Raw genomic sequence first — 18,433 nt, forward strand, 5'->3', positions numbered from 1 at the left:
AAAATTATCACATTTTTTATTTGAAAACACATCGAATCGTCATATTGGTTTAATCTATATTTGGGTAATATTATACATTAAAACCACTCTAATAAATTCAGATTTACATATGCGTACTAATGAAAAGTTCAGTTTCTGATTAACTTAAGGCATCTGATTTCTTTACCAATACTGAGTTTAATGATGTAATAGCCGGAAGGTAAGGTGCTAATGTTTAATAAATTTACCTCAGAATTAAGATTGCCTTCCATTAACATGGTTCCTCTCAGATCCATTACTGCATAGTTTGCATTTATAAGATCCGGCGGGATAACGATATTCAGTTCATCGCGGGCAGGATTAGGATACAACAAAGGATCTTCAACCTGTGTGATGCTGCTGTCCGGAGTTTCCTGTAAGTACCAGATGACAGGATTCTTAAAATTACCTTTAGAATCATTTACTTCAAATACAACGGAATCCACTATTTGGATAACCTTGTTGAATTCAGGGAAAAAGGCCCGGAAAGTAATTTGTTCTCCGGTTGAGTTCCCGTAAATCAGTAAAGGAATCCTGTATTTATCCATACTTGAATAATACCGGGAGGTGGATTTTCCCACACATTCGCCCATCGAATTAAAGGCAGCTACGATAATGTCGGGAGTTTTTTCATACAGCGAATCATTCGCCATACAAATTCCTGTGATGGTCATGCTGTATTCATACAGATTAGGATTTACATTCCAGTCATCCTCTGCCTCAGCCGTAACAGTCATAAACATCATGGTGATAAGAATTATATATCCTGTAGTTTTCATCTGTAATATCATTCAAAAAAAATGAGACTGTCTGTCCGGTTTCAGACAGCCACATTTTTTTAGTTAATCAGTAATCTATTTATTTTTAACAATCATAACAGTTTCTATTTCTGTATTGCCTCTAAGCTGTAGCACATATACGCCTCCTTCCACGATTGAGCCATCTGATGATTTACCGTCCCAGACCAATTGATCAGTAGGAATATTTCCCCATTGCCGGATTAAACGACCCTGCATATCATAAATGGCAGCACCTGCCAAATCATCCGGAATATTCCATATCCGTATTTTGTCATTAAATGGATTGGGTGATACCATAACCGGCATATCGGAATGATCACCAAATGTTAATCTAAGCGGATTTCTTACTGAGCCAACAATGGCATCCGGTTGATAGTTTAAGGTTTCCAACGCTGTTAAAACATCCGCTGATCCGTTTATCAAACGGAAGCTTACTTCACCCTCCTCTGCCTTACCGGCTATAGTTATCGGGAACAGCCAGTTATCCAATACATTAACAGGTTTCACTATACCTACAATGTTTCCGTCATTATTCAGGGCCCGCAGTTCAGTCTCCTTAGTTACCTCAACACCGCCAGTCGCAATGGCAAAAGCTGACATATTGAACTCATAACGGTTCAGAGAAACGTCTGATGATCCATATGTTTCAGGTATTCTCACACCCTTAAATAAGGTTTCCTGGGGATAAACAAAGGATCCGGAAGCATCATTTTCGGAATGATACATATAACCTTCATTGGGTTTCATATATGTCAGACTTCCGATCCAACCCAGGTCCTGATCAAACATACTGAACTGAACCTGATTTTTTATTAAATCTCTGTGTTCAGGCTCATAATAACTCAACGCACTCTCTACAGGCATTTTATGCTGTGGCGTATAACCAATCCAGTTCCATCCTTTTTCGATCTGAACAGGATAAGAAGCCGTGGAAACAGGTACACCGGATACCTTCAAGGTATCGGCATAACTGTTCTTCAGCTTATAGGATTGTGTCACAACATAGCCATTATCTGAAAGCGTTCCATCCCAACCGGCACCTTCAACATACGTATCAAAAAGTATTTTTGATTTGATCTCATCATTTGTAGCCGATTGTATGCCAGCTAGCAGACTGTTGGTGTTGTTCAACTGGTCAGAAGTCAGGTTGAACGACATCCAGTTCCATCCTGCTTTAATCGGTATTTCCTTACCTACATCATTGGTTGTGGAAATATCAACAGGATCTGACGGTTCACCCATGATACCGTTGGCATTAAATGCAAACGACGGAGTGACCGAAGTGTACAAATTGCCTGTACCGGCATCCCAAACATTGAAGGTCACGGTACCCGTTTCATTCATATTCCCATGTATGGTAAGGTTTACCAAATAAAGGTCCCGATCCCGGATATACTGTACATGAGCTGAACCCCGGCAGCTTTCATCAATAAACGCGGCAACCACATCATTGACATCCATCGATAATTCACCTGCGATACTCAGTTTCCCGATTACGGACATAGACGTTTCGTAATCATTCGGATCAAAGGTCCAATCCGGTTCTTCATCTATGACTGAAAGGTTGATCTTACACCGCTCATTGTAATCCAGGTTTCCGTTGACATAGATATCGTGGTTGTACCGGCCTACATTTATGGCCGGGTTAACTGTGAAGACGATATCCTGCGATGAAAGTGGGCTGAGCGTTCCCATTGTCATGTTGGCTGTGAGCCAGACCGGAATGTTATCTATCTCCCAGTATTCGGTTGTTCCACCTTTGTTCTCAATTGTCAGAGTAAATACAGGTGGATTGTCAGGTGAGCATTCAAGCGAAACTTCCTGTTTTTGCCATACCAACTGGTTCTTATCTACAAAAGCGGTCCACGATACAGTAGACTCCATGCGGTTTCCATATAAATCATATGCTCCGTCCACACTGATATTTAATACAGTGTTTTCGATCCTTGATGCATCAATATTGGGAGAAATCAGTATCTGGTTGCCATTTATGGAATAATCGAACGGAATTGAACCAAGTGGTCTGGCCAGTTTTATGGCTGCGGTCTCAAGAGAAAATGCGGAACCATCAAACAGTTCGCAATCCCCGGCAATGGCATTGTCGTCCATTGTCATATTCTCCAGTGTCTGGTTATTGACTGAAGGATCGGTAACCGTCACATCCTCAAACGGGAAGTAAGCCTTTAGTCCCTTTTCACTGCCATATAACGAATGGTTCATCAGTTCCTGAATATTGACCTGTGTGCGGGCAGCATTCCATACACGTACCTCATCAAGGACGCCGTTAAAAAACATATCTGCAGCACTTTCAGAAGCATTTTCCAGGTAGTAGCGGGCTCCCAGTGCTATATAAGCTCCTCCCATGCCTGTTACTTTTGTAGCAGACTCGCTGATTTTACCTATACCATCCAGGTAAACGGTCATATTACCTCTTCGGTTTACCACCAATGCTAAGTGATGCCAGTTATTATCAAAATAGGACGTAGCATCAGTCATGAAGCTGTTCCCATCATTCAGAATTTTAATAGTTCCGTCTGAAGCGGCAACAACTGCCCATTTTAATGGTGAACTGTCTGAACCATCTGCCTTCCCGTTTGAAAAAAGATATTCATCTGTAGAAGGTTTTGCCGTTTTAAACCAGAATTCTATCGTGAAGTCTGACGTGTTGGTCATTTCCAACTGGGCCGTATTGAATCGGGCATAGCCGCCATTCAAGGTCAGGGCAGATCCTTGTTTGAATATACTCCAGGTTGCATTCACCTCACCGTGTCTTGAAAAGGCCTTATCTTCAGCCAGATCGCCAAACGCCTCATCCATGGCCCATGCTCCAATCAATCCTTTTTCATATCCGTTTAACATGGTATAACGACGTGCTGTAACTTCACTCATGGTGGAAGCCTGATTCCACATACGCAGATTATGCATATTTCCCTTAAAACCATTTGTTCCGTCATTTGCCACCAGCAGTGAAGCGCTTCCAAAATAATTCACATTTATTTTTTTGGAAGGTGTAAAGGTTTCATCACCTTTGGCTATGATCATTCGCATTTCGTTTAATCCATCATTGCCGCCGTTATCAAATACCATAGCATAATGGTTATAAACACCAATATTGGTAAACGTTGCCGTCGAACTCAACGTTTCACCATTCAGTTTCATAACAAACTGATCATCAGCATTAAACCCGACCCAAAGTCCACCATTATTCACATCCCCATGCGAAATAAGGCATTCCTGAACACCGGTTCGTTCCCGTTTGGCCCAGAATTCAATTGTAAACGGTGTATAATTAAGGTTGATAATTTGTAGGACCGTCATATTTTGCGATACGCCGTCAAAATGCAGACTGGCATCGTGTAATACATAATCATAATCGCGGAGGTCAGTGCCATTCTGAATTCCCGTTAAGGAAATATTGGCTTTACCAAAAATCCCTGCCTGGATGTCCTCATCAAACGGAAGCAAAATCTCACTGTTAGGCGAAAGAATTCCATCCGCCGGCCGGGGAGATCCAAAGACCTTGGGAGGTTTACTGTCGTAAACACCTGAAACGACATCTGATTCATATATAGAACCGTCTGAACAATAGGTTATTGCCCGTAAATCGTAATTCCGGTTCTGCAGATCTGTCATATCCCAGATAAAGGTAGTGACAGGATTCCCTGCGATGTCGGTTGTATCTTCACCGGACATGCCATCAACAAACGTTTGTATAGTATTCCACTGATTACCTTCCGAAAATTTATACTGGAAGGTAAAGCTGGTTAACTTGCCATGATTAAGATCGTACTTGCTAAACTGAACAGGCATTTCATACCTTCCGGATTCCTTTTTGAAGCTGTTATTAACCACCCACTGATCGAGCGGACTGGTAATAGCAATCTCAGTACAGCTTTTGGAAAATTCCACTGATATGGTTAATGTATCCGAAATATCCGGTACATCATCAGTAGGATCGAACTGACAAAGAGAATGCATGATTATATCCAACCCTTCGTAAAGGTTGACTTCGCTGCTTCCTTTTTCTACTGTCAGGGTTTTAGTAATCGTTTTCCCGGCCGGTACCAGAATAGTAATACCATTTACCACGGAAGTACCATCCACTTTAACCACAGCACCGTCAGGATTAGAAGCCGGATCCACAAATAATCCGTACCACGCATTCATATCCACGTCACTGGTATTAGACAGGAATATACTAAATTCTGCTTTCCGGCCTTCCGGCACATTGGAAATAAAAAGTCTGTCAGCAGTAATTTCAGGCGATTCACGTTGCATACTTCCGGAACTGATTTCAATACCAGGCATGTATAAATCTTTATAAAATGCCTTATAGTCGTTATCAGCCTCCGTTTTATGTGCATTAATCATCTGATCAAAGGTTGAAGGCGATCCATCCACTAAATCTATTTTTTCATCCCAGGACAAGTCGCCGATCAAATTGTCCACATATTCGTCAATTTCAGATAACAGAACGGGCTTTAAGTTGGGTTCAAGAAATCGTGTGGAAGAACCCGGTTCGGCAGGACAAACAGATTGTCCACCCCGCAGGATAAATACCGGTGAACCAAACACCTGATCCTTTTTAATATCCAAAGAAAAATAATCTCCGATATCACCGTCCTTTAAAACAAAACCAATAGTTTCTGAAGATGTTTCTGAATTAGTTGAAGATTCTCCTCCTGCATGATGATACCGTTCTTTGGCCTTAAGTTTAAACCCGAACTTATTAAGGGTAAATCCAACTTCAGCAGCCACACCGGCATCCACAGACCATTCAAAAGAACTCGATGATTCATCAGTTGTTTCATATGTGACTGAAGATTCAATACTTGATCCTGCGTCGAAAGAAAGATTGGTAAAATCATTATGATCATCAAAACCTTCCGTAGCTGTTAGTTTTAATAATTCATTCTTCGCAAGGATTTTTTTCCAGTAATTGATAAGGAGATTATATTCCTCCACCTCATTTCTGATACTATCTGATGGCGTTTCATCTTTGGGAATAAAATCAAATGATGGTCCAAGAATAGCCGTTGCAGTTGTATCAACCGTTTGATTTCCAAATACCGGATCAGTATTGCTCAATCCAAACTTTGGATCCGAAGGCAAAAAATGCGAAATGTAAACTACGCTGTCAAATAACTGATTCCGCAATTTTTCAAGATTTGGAATCAGGTACTTCTCGATATGGTTTTGAGTATAAACAAAATCAGTCGTCTCTTTCTTCCCAACTATCAGTGCCTTTTTATTGCCAACTGTATAATTTCCAAATTCATCCCTAAGAATCCTTACATTTGATGCAGCTCCATAATAAATGTTGGTTCCATGTCCGAAAAATACATCTCCCATATCACCTACAAATAAAGGATCACTGCTTGTGGAAAAATTGAATTGATAGGTTTTGGATGTGGTGTAGGTATTATCCTCATTCCATTTGAAATCATTACTTGTGGAAAGGCCGATGGAGTTATCGGTTTCAATTTTCGTTTCTATGGAAAAGAATGGAGTACCTGCATCTGTAACATATTCAATACCCATCATATAAAGGATATCAATATCTCCACCAAAGCCGTTAACACTGGAGCTTGTGGTTGTTTTACTTACTGTGAATCCTTTCTGGAAATAGGAATAGCTTTCCGAACCCGGAGGATCGCGCAGTATAAAATCTATTTCATCGGGACCGGTCACGAAATTCAGACCGCCGGCAAGTTTCCCACCTAAGACATAACAAGCCTCGGTAATTTCTGCTCCCGGAATATAATTATCACCAACTTTGAGTTTAAAATTAATGTTTTTGGTGTAAGGATCTGCCTCCAGAGGAATACCTCCTATAAAAGTATGTGTGGCAATGCCCTTTTCATTCAGCTTAATTGCATCCTGTTTATTGGTATTTGCAAACTGATTCTCAATCACAACGGTACCGTCTGTTACCGGTACGGTTGACACCTCATTATTATCTGCATTGGTGTATGGTTCCACCACTTCTATCTTTAAGTCATAGGTGTTCAATTGTAAGAATACAGGATGTCCCAACAAATAAGTGTAACTCTCATCACTTTCCCTTTGAACAAGAGGAATTATGATGCTGGAATCCCTATTCACTTTGTAATTATACGTTTTCTCGCCCCAATAAGCGGAGTCATTTTTATTTGTTATTACCATTTCCGGTGAGGAACGCCAAATCCAGTCCCGGTTATGGTTATAAACCAGTACTGTATCAACTTTTTCAAATATTTTTTGAGTCTCACCGCTTACTACAGTATCTCTGAAAACTGAGTCGACGGTATATTGCAGATTGAATTTGTTCGACATATCAATGGGTAATCCATCACTTGCACGGTTAAAGGCTATACCAGGATTAATGGTTGCCGGTGCGCCCAGTAAAATAAATTTTTCGGGCAAGAGTTCAATCCTATACGTTCCGTTAGCTGCATTGGTGGTAAACGAAACGGTTGGATCATTATTCCAAAGGTCCACACCCCGTTCAGTTGTAAGCGTAACTTTCACCTGGCCGATGTTATTGGTTGTTGGGTTGGTCAACGATCCCGTGCCTTTCTGCCCTTCAACAGGACCGCCAACAATTTTACCTACCAGTGTCAGTTTAGTGGTATCACTGAAGTTTATACCATACACATCATCCTGAAAATCGAAATATGTTGCATTCCCGTATTCATCGAGAGCCGGCCAGTATGCTGATTCAAACACATGTCCGTTTTTCTCTAATGAAATATAATGCTCCCCAATCGGCACATCAATCTCAAATTCTCCCTGCCCGTTTGTTCTGACGGGTTGTTTTTTCTCATCGGAAACGATAACGCCGTCTACTTTAAGGAAAACATCTCTGACCGGATATCGCGTACCTGCATACATTACGGTTCCTGTTACCCTGAATGAAGAAATATCAGTAAAATCTATATTGTTGAATACAGATGATTCCTGGCTGATATACAACAGTTTATTGGTAGGATCAAATTGATGAATTCCCATGGATGGAACTACCCTGAAATATGACCCTCCCGAAGAATAAGAAATGCCTGCAATGACGTAATTTCCGTTCTCATCTGATACTGCTTTATATCCGAGTCTGGAAGCAGAAGGTACATAAGTTGAAAATCTGGCGTCATAGTTATCATTGGCGCTTACAATAGAAGCATGATTCTCGTTGAAATTACTGTTGAGCCGGGATATATCGTAAAAATTACGACCGCCCCCTTCGTTCATTTTCCAATAACCAACAAGGTTTGAATTATTCGGATTTTCGTAAGCATCAAACGTACGATACACATCTTTGGCATTTAATGGTTTTTTCCAAAGCTTAATTTCGTCCATGTAACCGGAAAAATACAACATAGTATTCCCCTTGCTGGCACCACCAATGAACCAGTTTGACTGCCCCACTTCTTTACCGGGGAAGTTTTCGGATAAAACAAGCATCCCGTTCAGGTATAACTTTACACTATCACCATCGGCAAACCAGCTTAAAGTAATTTGCATATAATTCTGCATGATGCTGTCGGTGATTTGTTCCGATCCCATTTCCATAGAACCCATGGTTACATAAAGCCATGTGCTGTCGGTGTTTTGTTTAAAACCAAAAGACAAACTGGTACCCAAAGAAAATACCGGGTTATATTCCTTATTGTTAAACCAGGTTGGTTTTACCCATGCCTGAACCGAAGCTCCGTTGGACAAATCGGCCGGTGAGTGCGGATTTACCAAACCATAATTGCCCGGAATACTTTCAGGGAAATGGTAGCAGTATTCGCCTTCCTTGCCGGAAATCTCAGGTTCTGCAAATACTTTAACGCCTTCTACAATATTACCGCCTTTGTAGGTTACGCGCCCGGTTACAGTGGCTGACGTAACACGAAAACCAACACCATCGATGCGGTTTAGGCCCATAATTTCGGTATCCCAAACACCATCAGCAATCACTTTATAGGCATACATCTGACCCGGTTCGGCATATACATCCTGCCAGGTGCTTTCATCGCTTGAAAGGGTCCCTACCAGACGAAACAAATCATCGCCTTCCGAAAGCTTTTTACGGTATATTTTAATCTGTGTCACGAGATCTGTTGAATACAGTTCCCATTGCAGTTTTACAAAATCGCTGTAATACCCTTTGGAAGCAAATAGACCACCGTTGAAAACATCCTGTGTGTAAATCAGATCATACGGAAACCCAATAAAAACTGATCTTCCGCTGGCACTCAGGGTTGAAATCTGGCCTAGATAGGCCTCACCAATCATCCCGGTTATTCCCAGTTGAGGAGACTGATAATTGAATGTGTTGTTCCCTGTATTAAAGGGAGATTGTTGTGCAAATGCATGCATTGCCAAGCCCCAGAATACAAGAAATAGTATTTTCTTGTTCATGATATCGGGAGCTTAAAGTTTGATGATATAGTTTACTGCAATATTTTTAGGACGTGTTTCACTTCCGCCGGTATTTTCAACTGTGATGGGGTGTGTATGATCACCGGCTGTACTGGTATACCAGGTTTTATATTGAAGGTACTGGTCATCCCAAAGCATAGAATTATATCCGCTACCTCCTTCACTGTCTGAACCCCAATAAGAAATAGAATGGCTATGGGCTCCCGCATTACCTGCAGTGGCATTATGGGTATGTGATTTGAGTAAATCTTCCTGGTATGAACCTAAGGTTCTGCCACTGTCAAATCCCCTTCCCGCATCAAGTCCCCTTGGGAAAATGCCTCTTAAATCAGGTACGTAAAAATTAGTGGACCCTGTCCCACCATAAGTCGTGGTAATTACTGTATACAGCGCCTTATATTTTTCGTCTTCGCCATCATAGGCCCCTCCGTTACAAAGCACCCAACCTTCAGGAGCGGTGCTGCCTGCAAATGCCACGATAGTACCGGGAGGAACACCATTGCTTCCCGAGGCCACTTTATCTGCAACAACTGACCGGGTTGAACTTTCTGCGGCCTTAGCATAGGGTACGGCCAGAAGCAGTTTCTTTGCTACTACCTGGTAGGCCCCGTTATCTTTTACCTCTACTTTAAGCGTATAATCGAAGCTGGCAAAATCCAGCGCGTCAAATGCTGTGGTGTTTACTACTCCAATCACAGCCTGAAATACACCAAATTCATTGGTACTTAACGTCTGGTCCTCTGTGAATTCAGGACTGGCTTCATTGCTTGAAAACAATGTAAACTTTACTTCCAGGTTCGGTTCATTCTGCAGTGCAGCACCATCAGCGCCCCGGGCATAGCCCTGAAATGAAAAACCTTTGGTTGATTGTGCTATGGTCACAAGACTCAGGCAAAAGAAGAATAAAAGTATATATACGGCTTTCATGATTATATGTATTAATAAGTTTATATTAGATAACTAAATCCCTAATTACCAACACTATAATGCAGTGTTTAAAAAAATCAGATGGAGTATAAATTCAATTGAAAGTGTCTTTCAGGGAGGTATTGAAAGCTTTTAAAGAGTTGGAGTAAAACAAACTCTTTTATATACTTATACACAATAACAAATAATAGTTAAAATATGTTTTAATGTCTAAATAATAATTCAGATATTTTGTTTTAATCCGGTAAATAATTTATGGTATTTTTTTAAGCAAAAGCGTTTATTTCAACGCAAACAAAAAGAGGCTGTCCAAAAAGTTAAGGACAGCCTCTTTTGTTCGAATTAGTTAGTAAAACCGTGTTTTACTTTATGCCGGAAATTTATTATCTCCATCTTGGATCACCAATTCCAAGCGTATATATTTCATGATTATGAACGGTTGCAGTATTGTTGTAAAACAAACCATCAAGATTGTCAATCTCATGCATATTCGGATCATCTGCCATTATTGGTGGATTCGGACTCTTCATTAACTCTGATGGTGAAATAGGTGTAGTTCCTACTTTCACTACAAGTTGTTCTTCCCCCTGAATAATACCCGGAGAGTAAAGTGTATAAGCACCTGCACTGTTTTTATTTGCACTGAATGCAGCAGAAGTAAATATTCCATCGTCAACCTGTTTTGTTTCGTCGCTACTTGAAGAGTAGTTATCAGCAATATCGAATGTAATTTCTTGAGCTGCGCCATTGATGAAGCGGATATCCATACCTTCGAAATACATATTACGGGTATCTTCGGCTTTTTTGGTCTGTATAAACAGGTTTTTCTTTACAGTAATGGAACTTCCACTTGGAAGGTAACGCAAATCGAAGAGTTTACGACCGCTCGAACGCGTACTGAAGTTAACAAGCGTGTTATTTTCAAAGGTAATGTTGTATTGAATATTATCAGACCAGGCCAGATTCTTTCCATTATCTGTAAAGAAGCAGGTACGGGGTGAATCGTAAAACGTGTTGTTACGGAACACCATATCTACGAAAATGTTTGATTTTACATTATTACCATCACCTGCAACCCATGCATAACCACGGCCATTGTTGTCGTAGAAACCGCAATTGTAGACCATACAGTCCTCTACAATGACATGTTCAAATGTTTTACGGTTTACGCCCTGTACACGTATAAATCCTCGAACCATGCGCTGGAATGTGCAATTACGAACTTCGAACGATTGTAACGTTACTGCCATCCCGTCTGAATACATGTTGATAAAGTAGTTTCCATTTGACGAACCGTCACCATAGTTCTTAGCTAACGGGCAGTCGAAGTCAATTCCTTCGAATATAAGTGACTTAATGTTAATACCGCCCAATTCACCCGATTGCGGCCGACGGCCAAACATAAAGTTCATTTGGTTAGCAATACCACTGGGTGCCAGAGACATACCGCTTAACAACACTTTTGCACGTTTTCCTGCAGCCAGATCTTCTGGCTTGGTAGCAAGCGTCATACCTTTACACAAGCTTGTATTATTGTACAGGTAGTATGTTTTACCACCTTCAAGGTAGAAAATTGTTCCCTCTGCCAGCGATGCATCGGCGGTGTAGTTATCGATAATAGTATCAATACGGCAGGCGTTATATTCTACTGCTCCTTCTATCGTATCGTTAGGATCACAATAGTGATTGATAAGAATAGGTTCACCAGGTTCACCGTCCATACGTATTACGCAGGTATTGTAAATTGCATCCCAGTGCACCGGTATGTTTATATTCTCAACATTTATTACATAAACGCTGTTTTCCTGCAAACCATCAATATCTATGTAACCTGTTTCAAAATCGTCACTGGTTATTATATATCTTTTCCATTTATCCGGAACAGTTGCATCCGGATTGGTTGCCGAAGCTTCAACTGTAAGTATCTGCATTACGAAATTTCCGTTTTCATCAATTTCAAAATGCGTTGTAAAAGTACCATCATCGCCTGATGTTTCGAGTACACGGTCAATGTTAACACGTAACGAAGTTTTTGTGATATTATCAACCACAATAACTTCTGGAATACTGTAGCGTTCCTGAGTTGCCAAACCCTGATATTCAGCCCACTGACGACCACTCCCGTAGCCATACCATTTAGAATGATAACCCTCACCCTTAGTTGAGAGTGTACGTATTGCAAAACGATAATCAGTGCTATACTGAAGATCCTTTATGATTATGTCCAAAACATCGGGACCTACAATTGTATCTAAAAGAATATAAGCCGGATTCTCCCAGTCAGAGGACAGACCCGAACTAACATTCGGTTGCAGGGCCATTTTTATTTCATATCCTGCACATCCAATCACACCATACCAGTAAAGGTGTACATCGTTCACATCAACTACCTGACAACGATAAGGATCGGAATCACCCTTTCCAGTATTATTGTCATTGCGAAACATTGTCATAAACTCTCTTTCTGGAGAGTACTCTACATCTTCAATCTGTGCTTCTTTGCATGAGTACATAAATGCAATCAAGAGAAGAAACAGACCGTATACTAATTTATTTTTCATCTAATAAAATTTAACAGATTACTTTAAATAACCATAATAATTTTGATACGCACCTGCACTGCGTTGTATAGCCGCATTAGGATAAGGCAATATGTAACGTACAACCGGAAGATTACTTGCATCCGATGGCATTGTGGTGGGCGCTCCGTTGTCAACAACATATAAATTGCCACGTTCGTCGCCACGTATAAATCCAAAGAATGAATAGAGACATTGATCCGTAGGACAACCGACAGATTCATTCCACCATCCATAAAAATCAGCTGTGGACCATGGGTTTGTGGCATCTGTAGGCCTTTGTGTAGCAATATATGGATTATAGATTTCAAGGATATCCAATTGTGTATTAGGATATACATTCACATCGCCGGGATTACTTACAATCCTGTAATAGATATTATAAGGAAGCGTTAATTCCAAATAACCAGGCTTCCCGTCGTAGGTTTCAACTCTTTCTATATAATCTGACGATCCTGCTGAGTTCTCGGCAACGGAATAATAACGCAAAAAGCTGTAGTATAACACTTCACCATATATATTGTTACGTACAAGGTCTTTCCAGCGCATATTTTCGCCGGCAAATTCCCATTTACGTTCATTAAGTACAGCTTTCAGGAAAGTCTCTTTGCTCGTGGATACAGATTCAACATATTCAGTAACCTTCGACTGATCATCGAATGCCCGGGCACGAACCTGCTGCAGTGCTTCTTTAGCTTCTGCACCAGGACCATTCAATTCGTTTAATGCTTCTGCATACATCAGAAGCACATCGGCATAACGCATGTACGGATAGTTTATACCTGTGTTGCTGTCACTATTGGTTCCCATTGATTTTGAAGACCATAATTTCGACCATTTATTATTGTGCACGGTATAGTCACGGCGAATAATTGGTGTGCCGTCATAATCGTAGTACCATAAGCCGTTAAGGAATTCGCGGCGTAAATCGAGAGAATCAAACTGAAAGCGATAGAATGCGCTCAGGCGTGCACTTCCCCCACTTTTACCCCAGATATTTGTTCCTGAAGTTTCGCCTTCGTAATTGTTCCCTGTTGGCCCCTGGATGTAACCAATACTTCCCGTTGAGTTCATTGCAAAAGGAATTTCAAAAATTGGATCATCGTTGTTTACTACAACATAATTACATTCGTTGATAAATACCGTGTTGTAAGGAAGGGCCAGCGAATGTGTTCCTGATGAAATTACAGAATCGCAGTATTGAGCTGTTATTTTATAATAATCTGTATAGTTTTCAGGACGTTGCATAGTTCCGTATTTGCTTGTATTAGCTGTGTCGGGATGAAGCGAATAACCTCCACAAGTTAAAGCCATACGTGCAATCATCGACCAGCAGAACTCTTTTGACACGCGTTCAACACCATAATCGAGGTCGGTTGCAAATGACATATATGGAGCAATTGCTTCCAGGTCGGCAATCAATTGTTTGTGAATTTCTTCCCGATCCACAACCGGCATTACAAAGTTATCGTTTGCAGACGTTGGTGTTAAAGAGAACGGTATGTCACCAAACATGACAATTAGATCGTGATAAAACATTGCACGCATAACTTTAGCCTCGCCCATCTGCTGCATAATATCAGCATCAGTCTCATCATAAAGCGGACTGTTTTCAAGATAATAAACAAAGTTGTTGGCATACTCGATACCTCTGTAAGCTGCTATCCATGCTTTGTTAATTGCACTACCCTCACTTGTACAGTCGAAACGACGATATTGATCGTTGGTAGATACATTGTTGGAATTTACATACATATCCACGTCACTATTCAGACAAAATGTTTCCAGATAAGCCTTCCCATAAGTGTCGTTGTTCAGTAATTGGGCATATACACCATTCAAAGCACGCGAAATTTCATCTTTATTACTATACACATAGTCGCTATCGAAAGACGAAACGGCTTCTACATCAAGATAGTCTTCGCAAGAATAGAGACATGCAACAGTTAAAACGGTTAATAATATATTTTTTAGTTTCATATTTGATATCCTTGAAAATTAAAAAGTAATGTTTGTTCCTAATACAATACTACGGCTACGTGGATAGCGGTTGTAGTCCATTCCAGGAGTTAAACCTGTCTGAATGTCAACTTCAGGGTCATAACCCGAGTAGTTTGTAATGATAAATGGATTCGTAACACTTGCATAGAAACGAACTTTTGATATTCCCCGTTTCTTCGTGGAGTTATTTGGTAATGTGTAACCAATGGTGAAATCCTGGCAGCGAAGGAACGAACCATCTTCAATAAAGTATGAATTGGTTATTTTGGTTGTTACATCAGATGGATTCCATAATGTTTTGCCTTCATTGAGAGAAGCATAGGTTGCTACAGAGTTGTCGATATAGTAATTTCTGTACATGCACTCACCATTTGTATAGTCTATGTATGTCCAACGATCGTTGAATTCTGACAATACATTGTAGAAATTATTTCGATTCCCTTCAGAAGAGGAAAGCTGATATGCTGTAGCGTTGTTTACATCGAAATCATACATATAGTTAAAGTTGATAGTAAAGTCAAGACCTTTATATTGTCCGCTGAACCCAAAACCACCCTGAATTTTAGGATTTGTATTACCAATAACAGTACGGTCATATTCATCTATTTGGCCGTCAGGTGCGCCATCGGGACCACTGATATCCTTGAATTTGATTTTACCTGGAAGTGTTGGATCGCCAGAATTACTTGTTCCCGATACGGTATTAATAATTGTACCTTCGTTGGGTATAGCCGTGAAGTTCTGGTTAGGATCGAAAGTAAATTCGTCCATACCGTAAATTCCGTCGTAAATAAAACCATAAATCAAGCCAACCTGATCGCCAACCTTTAAGCAATAATCGTCATAAGCTGAAGACCAACGTCCGTTATTGTACCATAATACATCATCAGTATTGTTCAGTTTGTCAACAACCATTTTGTTAAGACCAAATGTTAAGTTCCCGCTCAACACATAATGGGTACCCCGAGCAATATCAGTATTCAATGTCAATTCAAAACCGCGGCTGGTGACCTGTCCAATATTTTGTACCTGCGTAGTATAACCCGTTGCTGAAGGGAGATCGGATATATAAAGCATATCGCGTGTTGTATTCCAGTAAACTTCAGGAGATATAGAAATACGATTATTGAACATGCCAATATCAAGAGCAAGGTTACGTTTTATGGTTGTTTCCCATTTGATATCCTCATTGAAAAATTCTGATCCGGTTGCATTACCATACCATTGTTCACCATTTTCGGTTAATTCGCTAAAACCGGGACCTCCGGTGGTATTAACTACATACAAAAAACGCCATCTGTCGTTGCCAATACCATTATTACCTGTTAAACCGTAGGCAGCACGTAATTTCAGGTTATTGATAAAGCTGATTCCGTGAAAGAAATTCTCTTCAGAGATAACCCAGCCAGCTGAAATGGCAGGAAAGGTACCCCACCGTTTGCCAGGGGCAAACTTACTGGATCCATCAGCACGCATGGTAAGCGATAACAAATATTTGCGGGCATAATTGTAGTTTGCCTGACCAAAGTAGGATGACGTTCGGACAGAAGTCGCATAGGACGATGTTGTCAGATATGGAGTGCCTAATCCCATTATAGCGAGTGCTTTATCAGTTGTGATGTCCTTGGGGAAATAACGATTCATTACAAAAATCGATTTATAATCGTATTGCTGAATTTCCTGGCCCAATAAGAACGAGAATTTATGAATACTGTTCATTTCCAGGTCATAAGCAGCTGTATTTGTCCATGTGTATGCAAAACTACGGCCTATACTTAATGAAGCAACAGGGAGTTTACTGTTACTCTCCCCAGTACCTGTCATTGCACCATAAAAACGATCTGTAAATTTGAAACTAAATGAGCCAATAACTTCAGAGCGCAGCGTTAAACCACTGAGAGGCTGCCACTCCAAACGAAACTGATTCGTACTTGTATAACTGTCTTTTTTTTGAGTGTTCTGGTCAATATCACTTTTTGGATTTGTATATTCAAAAATAGCTTCGTCGTCAGGATCGACAGTTGCGGGATCCCAAAAAGCGAATTCATGCAAACCATTGGTTGGACGATAACGAAGTACATCGATAACACCACCTGAACCAATATTATCACCTCCGGCACCTATATCATGGCGATAAGTTAATTTAGGGTTCATTGTAAATATAAGATTCTTGGCCAGGTTAATGTCAATCTTAAGATTCATATTAGTACGGCTAACACCCGATCCCAGAATAATACCTTTATCTTCAGACTGAGTTAATGACAGGTTTAGACGCATTTTTTCATTACCTCCACCTATTGTAAGATTAGTAGAGTAATTCATTGGAGTTTCCCCCATTACTTCATCCTGCCAATCGTGAGTTGTTGCCCGTTTATAAATATCCAGGTCTGCAGGATTCCCAAAGTTAGCACGGAAGTATTTTGCGTTCGAACTGCGGGTACCGCCGGAAGCTGCCCAATCGTACTGATAACGAACAAAATCTTCAGTGTTCATCAGATCAAGTTTTTTTGAAAGCTTACTAACTGATGTATAAGCATTGAGATTAACTTTAATCTTACCTTGTTTTGCCGACTTGGTTGTTACAATAACAACACCATTACCACCCTTGGCTCCATAAATAGAAGTCAACGAGGCATCTTTCAGTACGTCGATTGAAGCAATGTCAGTTGGAGGGATATCGTTAATATTATCCGTTTGAAAACCGTCAACGATAAAAAGAGGGTCGTTACTTGATGTTACGGAAGAACCACCACGGATGCGGATATTGATATCAGCTCCAGGCGCACCATCAACAGTAGTTACCTGCACACCTGCAATTTTACCCTGCATTGCTACAGCAGCTGAGGTTACGGGTATTGACTCCAGTTTTTTACCGGAAATAGATCCAACAGATCCGGTTAAGTCTTTACGGGCCCTGCTAATGCCAAAACCAATCGCAACAACCTCATTCAAGATACTTTCTTTTGGTGTTAATGAAGCATCAATCAGTTTCTGATCACCAACCTTAATTTTTAGAACATCGTAGCCTATAAACGAGAATACTAAAACCGATTCCTTTGATGGAACTTCAATAGAGTATTTTCCATCTAAATCAGATGTAACACCTATCTGGGTTCCATCAATATAAATGTTTACACCCGGTATCGGTTCTTTTGTGTTACCGTCTGTTACGGTTCCTTTAATAATAATTCCCTGAGCTGTAAGAGCCAGGTTCACAGATGCGAGAAAAACTAAAAGAAGTAAATTCTTCCAATGGAATCTTCTCCTCGCTTTAAACATGTCATTCCTTTTACACGTCATAACAATTAGAAATAAGGTTTAATTTTTGAATTTTTAAGAAAAAGGTGAAAAATATAAAAAAAATATAAAATAACATCTATAAAAGTAAAAATATGTTAACATGCATGGATGTAAGATTTGGCATGTAATATTTTTTTCAAATTTCCGGATCAGGACAAACAGAACATTACACAGTATACAATTATGGCAGTGAAGGGAAATATAATTGATAACGAAAAGATATGAAATTAAAAATTAAATACTGAATTGTCCTTATTAACGCTTTATAATTCAACAACTATTAAATTCTTAACAGAATAAAAACGAACAATATTTGATTACTTAATTTGCAGTAATTTCAATGGTACTGATCTCGTTGATAAAGATTATTTAGGTATTATTCATTCTTGCCCCACTATAACTTTT

The 18,433-nt window shown here is 40.1% G+C and carries 6 protein-coding genes; all 6 read right to left on the minus strand.

Annotated features, from left to right (window positions below; genetic code table 11):
* Window positions 1–128: 128 nt before the first annotated feature.
* Window positions 129–797 (minus strand): T9SS type A sorting domain-containing protein, encoded by a 669-nt coding sequence (locus tag ACE1ET_RS12210; protein WP_375728691.1) that lies wholly within the window; start codon window positions 795–797, stop codon window positions 129–131.
* 75 nt (window positions 798–872) lie between these two features.
* Window positions 873–9,200 carry a LamG-like jellyroll fold domain-containing protein gene (locus tag ACE1ET_RS12215; RefSeq protein ID WP_375728692.1) on the minus strand — a complete coding sequence of 2,776 codons (8,328 nt, stop codon included), beginning with the start codon at window positions 9,198–9,200 and terminating at the stop codon, window positions 873–875.
* A 12-nt stretch (window positions 9,201–9,212) separates the two neighbouring features.
* Window positions 9,213–10,148, minus strand: a complete 936-nt coding sequence (locus ACE1ET_RS12220; RefSeq protein WP_375728693.1) for a tail fiber protein — start codon at window positions 10,146–10,148, stop codon at window positions 9,213–9,215.
* A gap of 383 nt (window positions 10,149–10,531) precedes the next feature.
* Window positions 10,532–12,709 (minus strand): right-handed parallel beta-helix repeat-containing protein, encoded by a 2,178-nt coding sequence (locus ACE1ET_RS12225; protein WP_375728694.1) that lies wholly within the window; start codon window positions 12,707–12,709, stop codon window positions 10,532–10,534.
* Window positions 12,710–12,727: 18 nt separating this feature from the next.
* Window positions 12,728–14,707, minus strand: a complete 1,980-nt coding sequence (locus ACE1ET_RS12230) for a RagB/SusD family nutrient uptake outer membrane protein (RefSeq protein ID WP_375728695.1) — start codon at window positions 14,705–14,707, stop codon at window positions 12,728–12,730.
* 18 nt (window positions 14,708–14,725) lie between these two features.
* Entirely contained in the window at window positions 14,726–18,007 is a 3,282-nt protein-coding gene (locus ACE1ET_RS12235; RefSeq protein ID WP_375728696.1) for a SusC/RagA family TonB-linked outer membrane protein, read from the minus strand.
* Window positions 18,008–18,433: the final 426 nt, after the last annotated feature.

Source organism: Quyinboa mangrovi (genome assembly GCF_042219825.1).
Taxonomy (GTDB): Bacteria; Bacteroidota; Bacteroidia; order Bacteroidales; family UBA5342; genus JBHJHP01.

Coding starts and splice junctions, on each gene's coding strand:
- ACE1ET_RS12210 (WP_375728691.1), bottom strand. CDS start 797: ATGAAAACTACAGGATATATAATTCTTATCACCATGATGTTTATGACT.
- ACE1ET_RS12215 (WP_375728692.1), bottom strand. CDS start 9,200: ATGAACAAGAAAATACTATTTCTTGTATTCTGGGGCTTGGCAATGCAT.
- ACE1ET_RS12220 (WP_375728693.1), bottom strand. CDS start 10,148: ATGAAAGCCGTATATATACTTTTATTCTTCTTTTGCCTGAGTCTTGTG.
- ACE1ET_RS12225 (WP_375728694.1), bottom strand. CDS start 12,709: ATGAAAAATAAATTAGTATACGGTCTGTTTCTTCTCTTGATTGCATTT.
- ACE1ET_RS12230 (WP_375728695.1), bottom strand. CDS start 14,707: ATGAAACTAAAAAATATATTATTAACCGTTTTAACTGTTGCATGTCTC.
- ACE1ET_RS12235 (WP_375728696.1), bottom strand. CDS start 18,007: ATGTTTAAAGCGAGGAGAAGATTCCATTGGAAGAATTTACTTCTTTTA.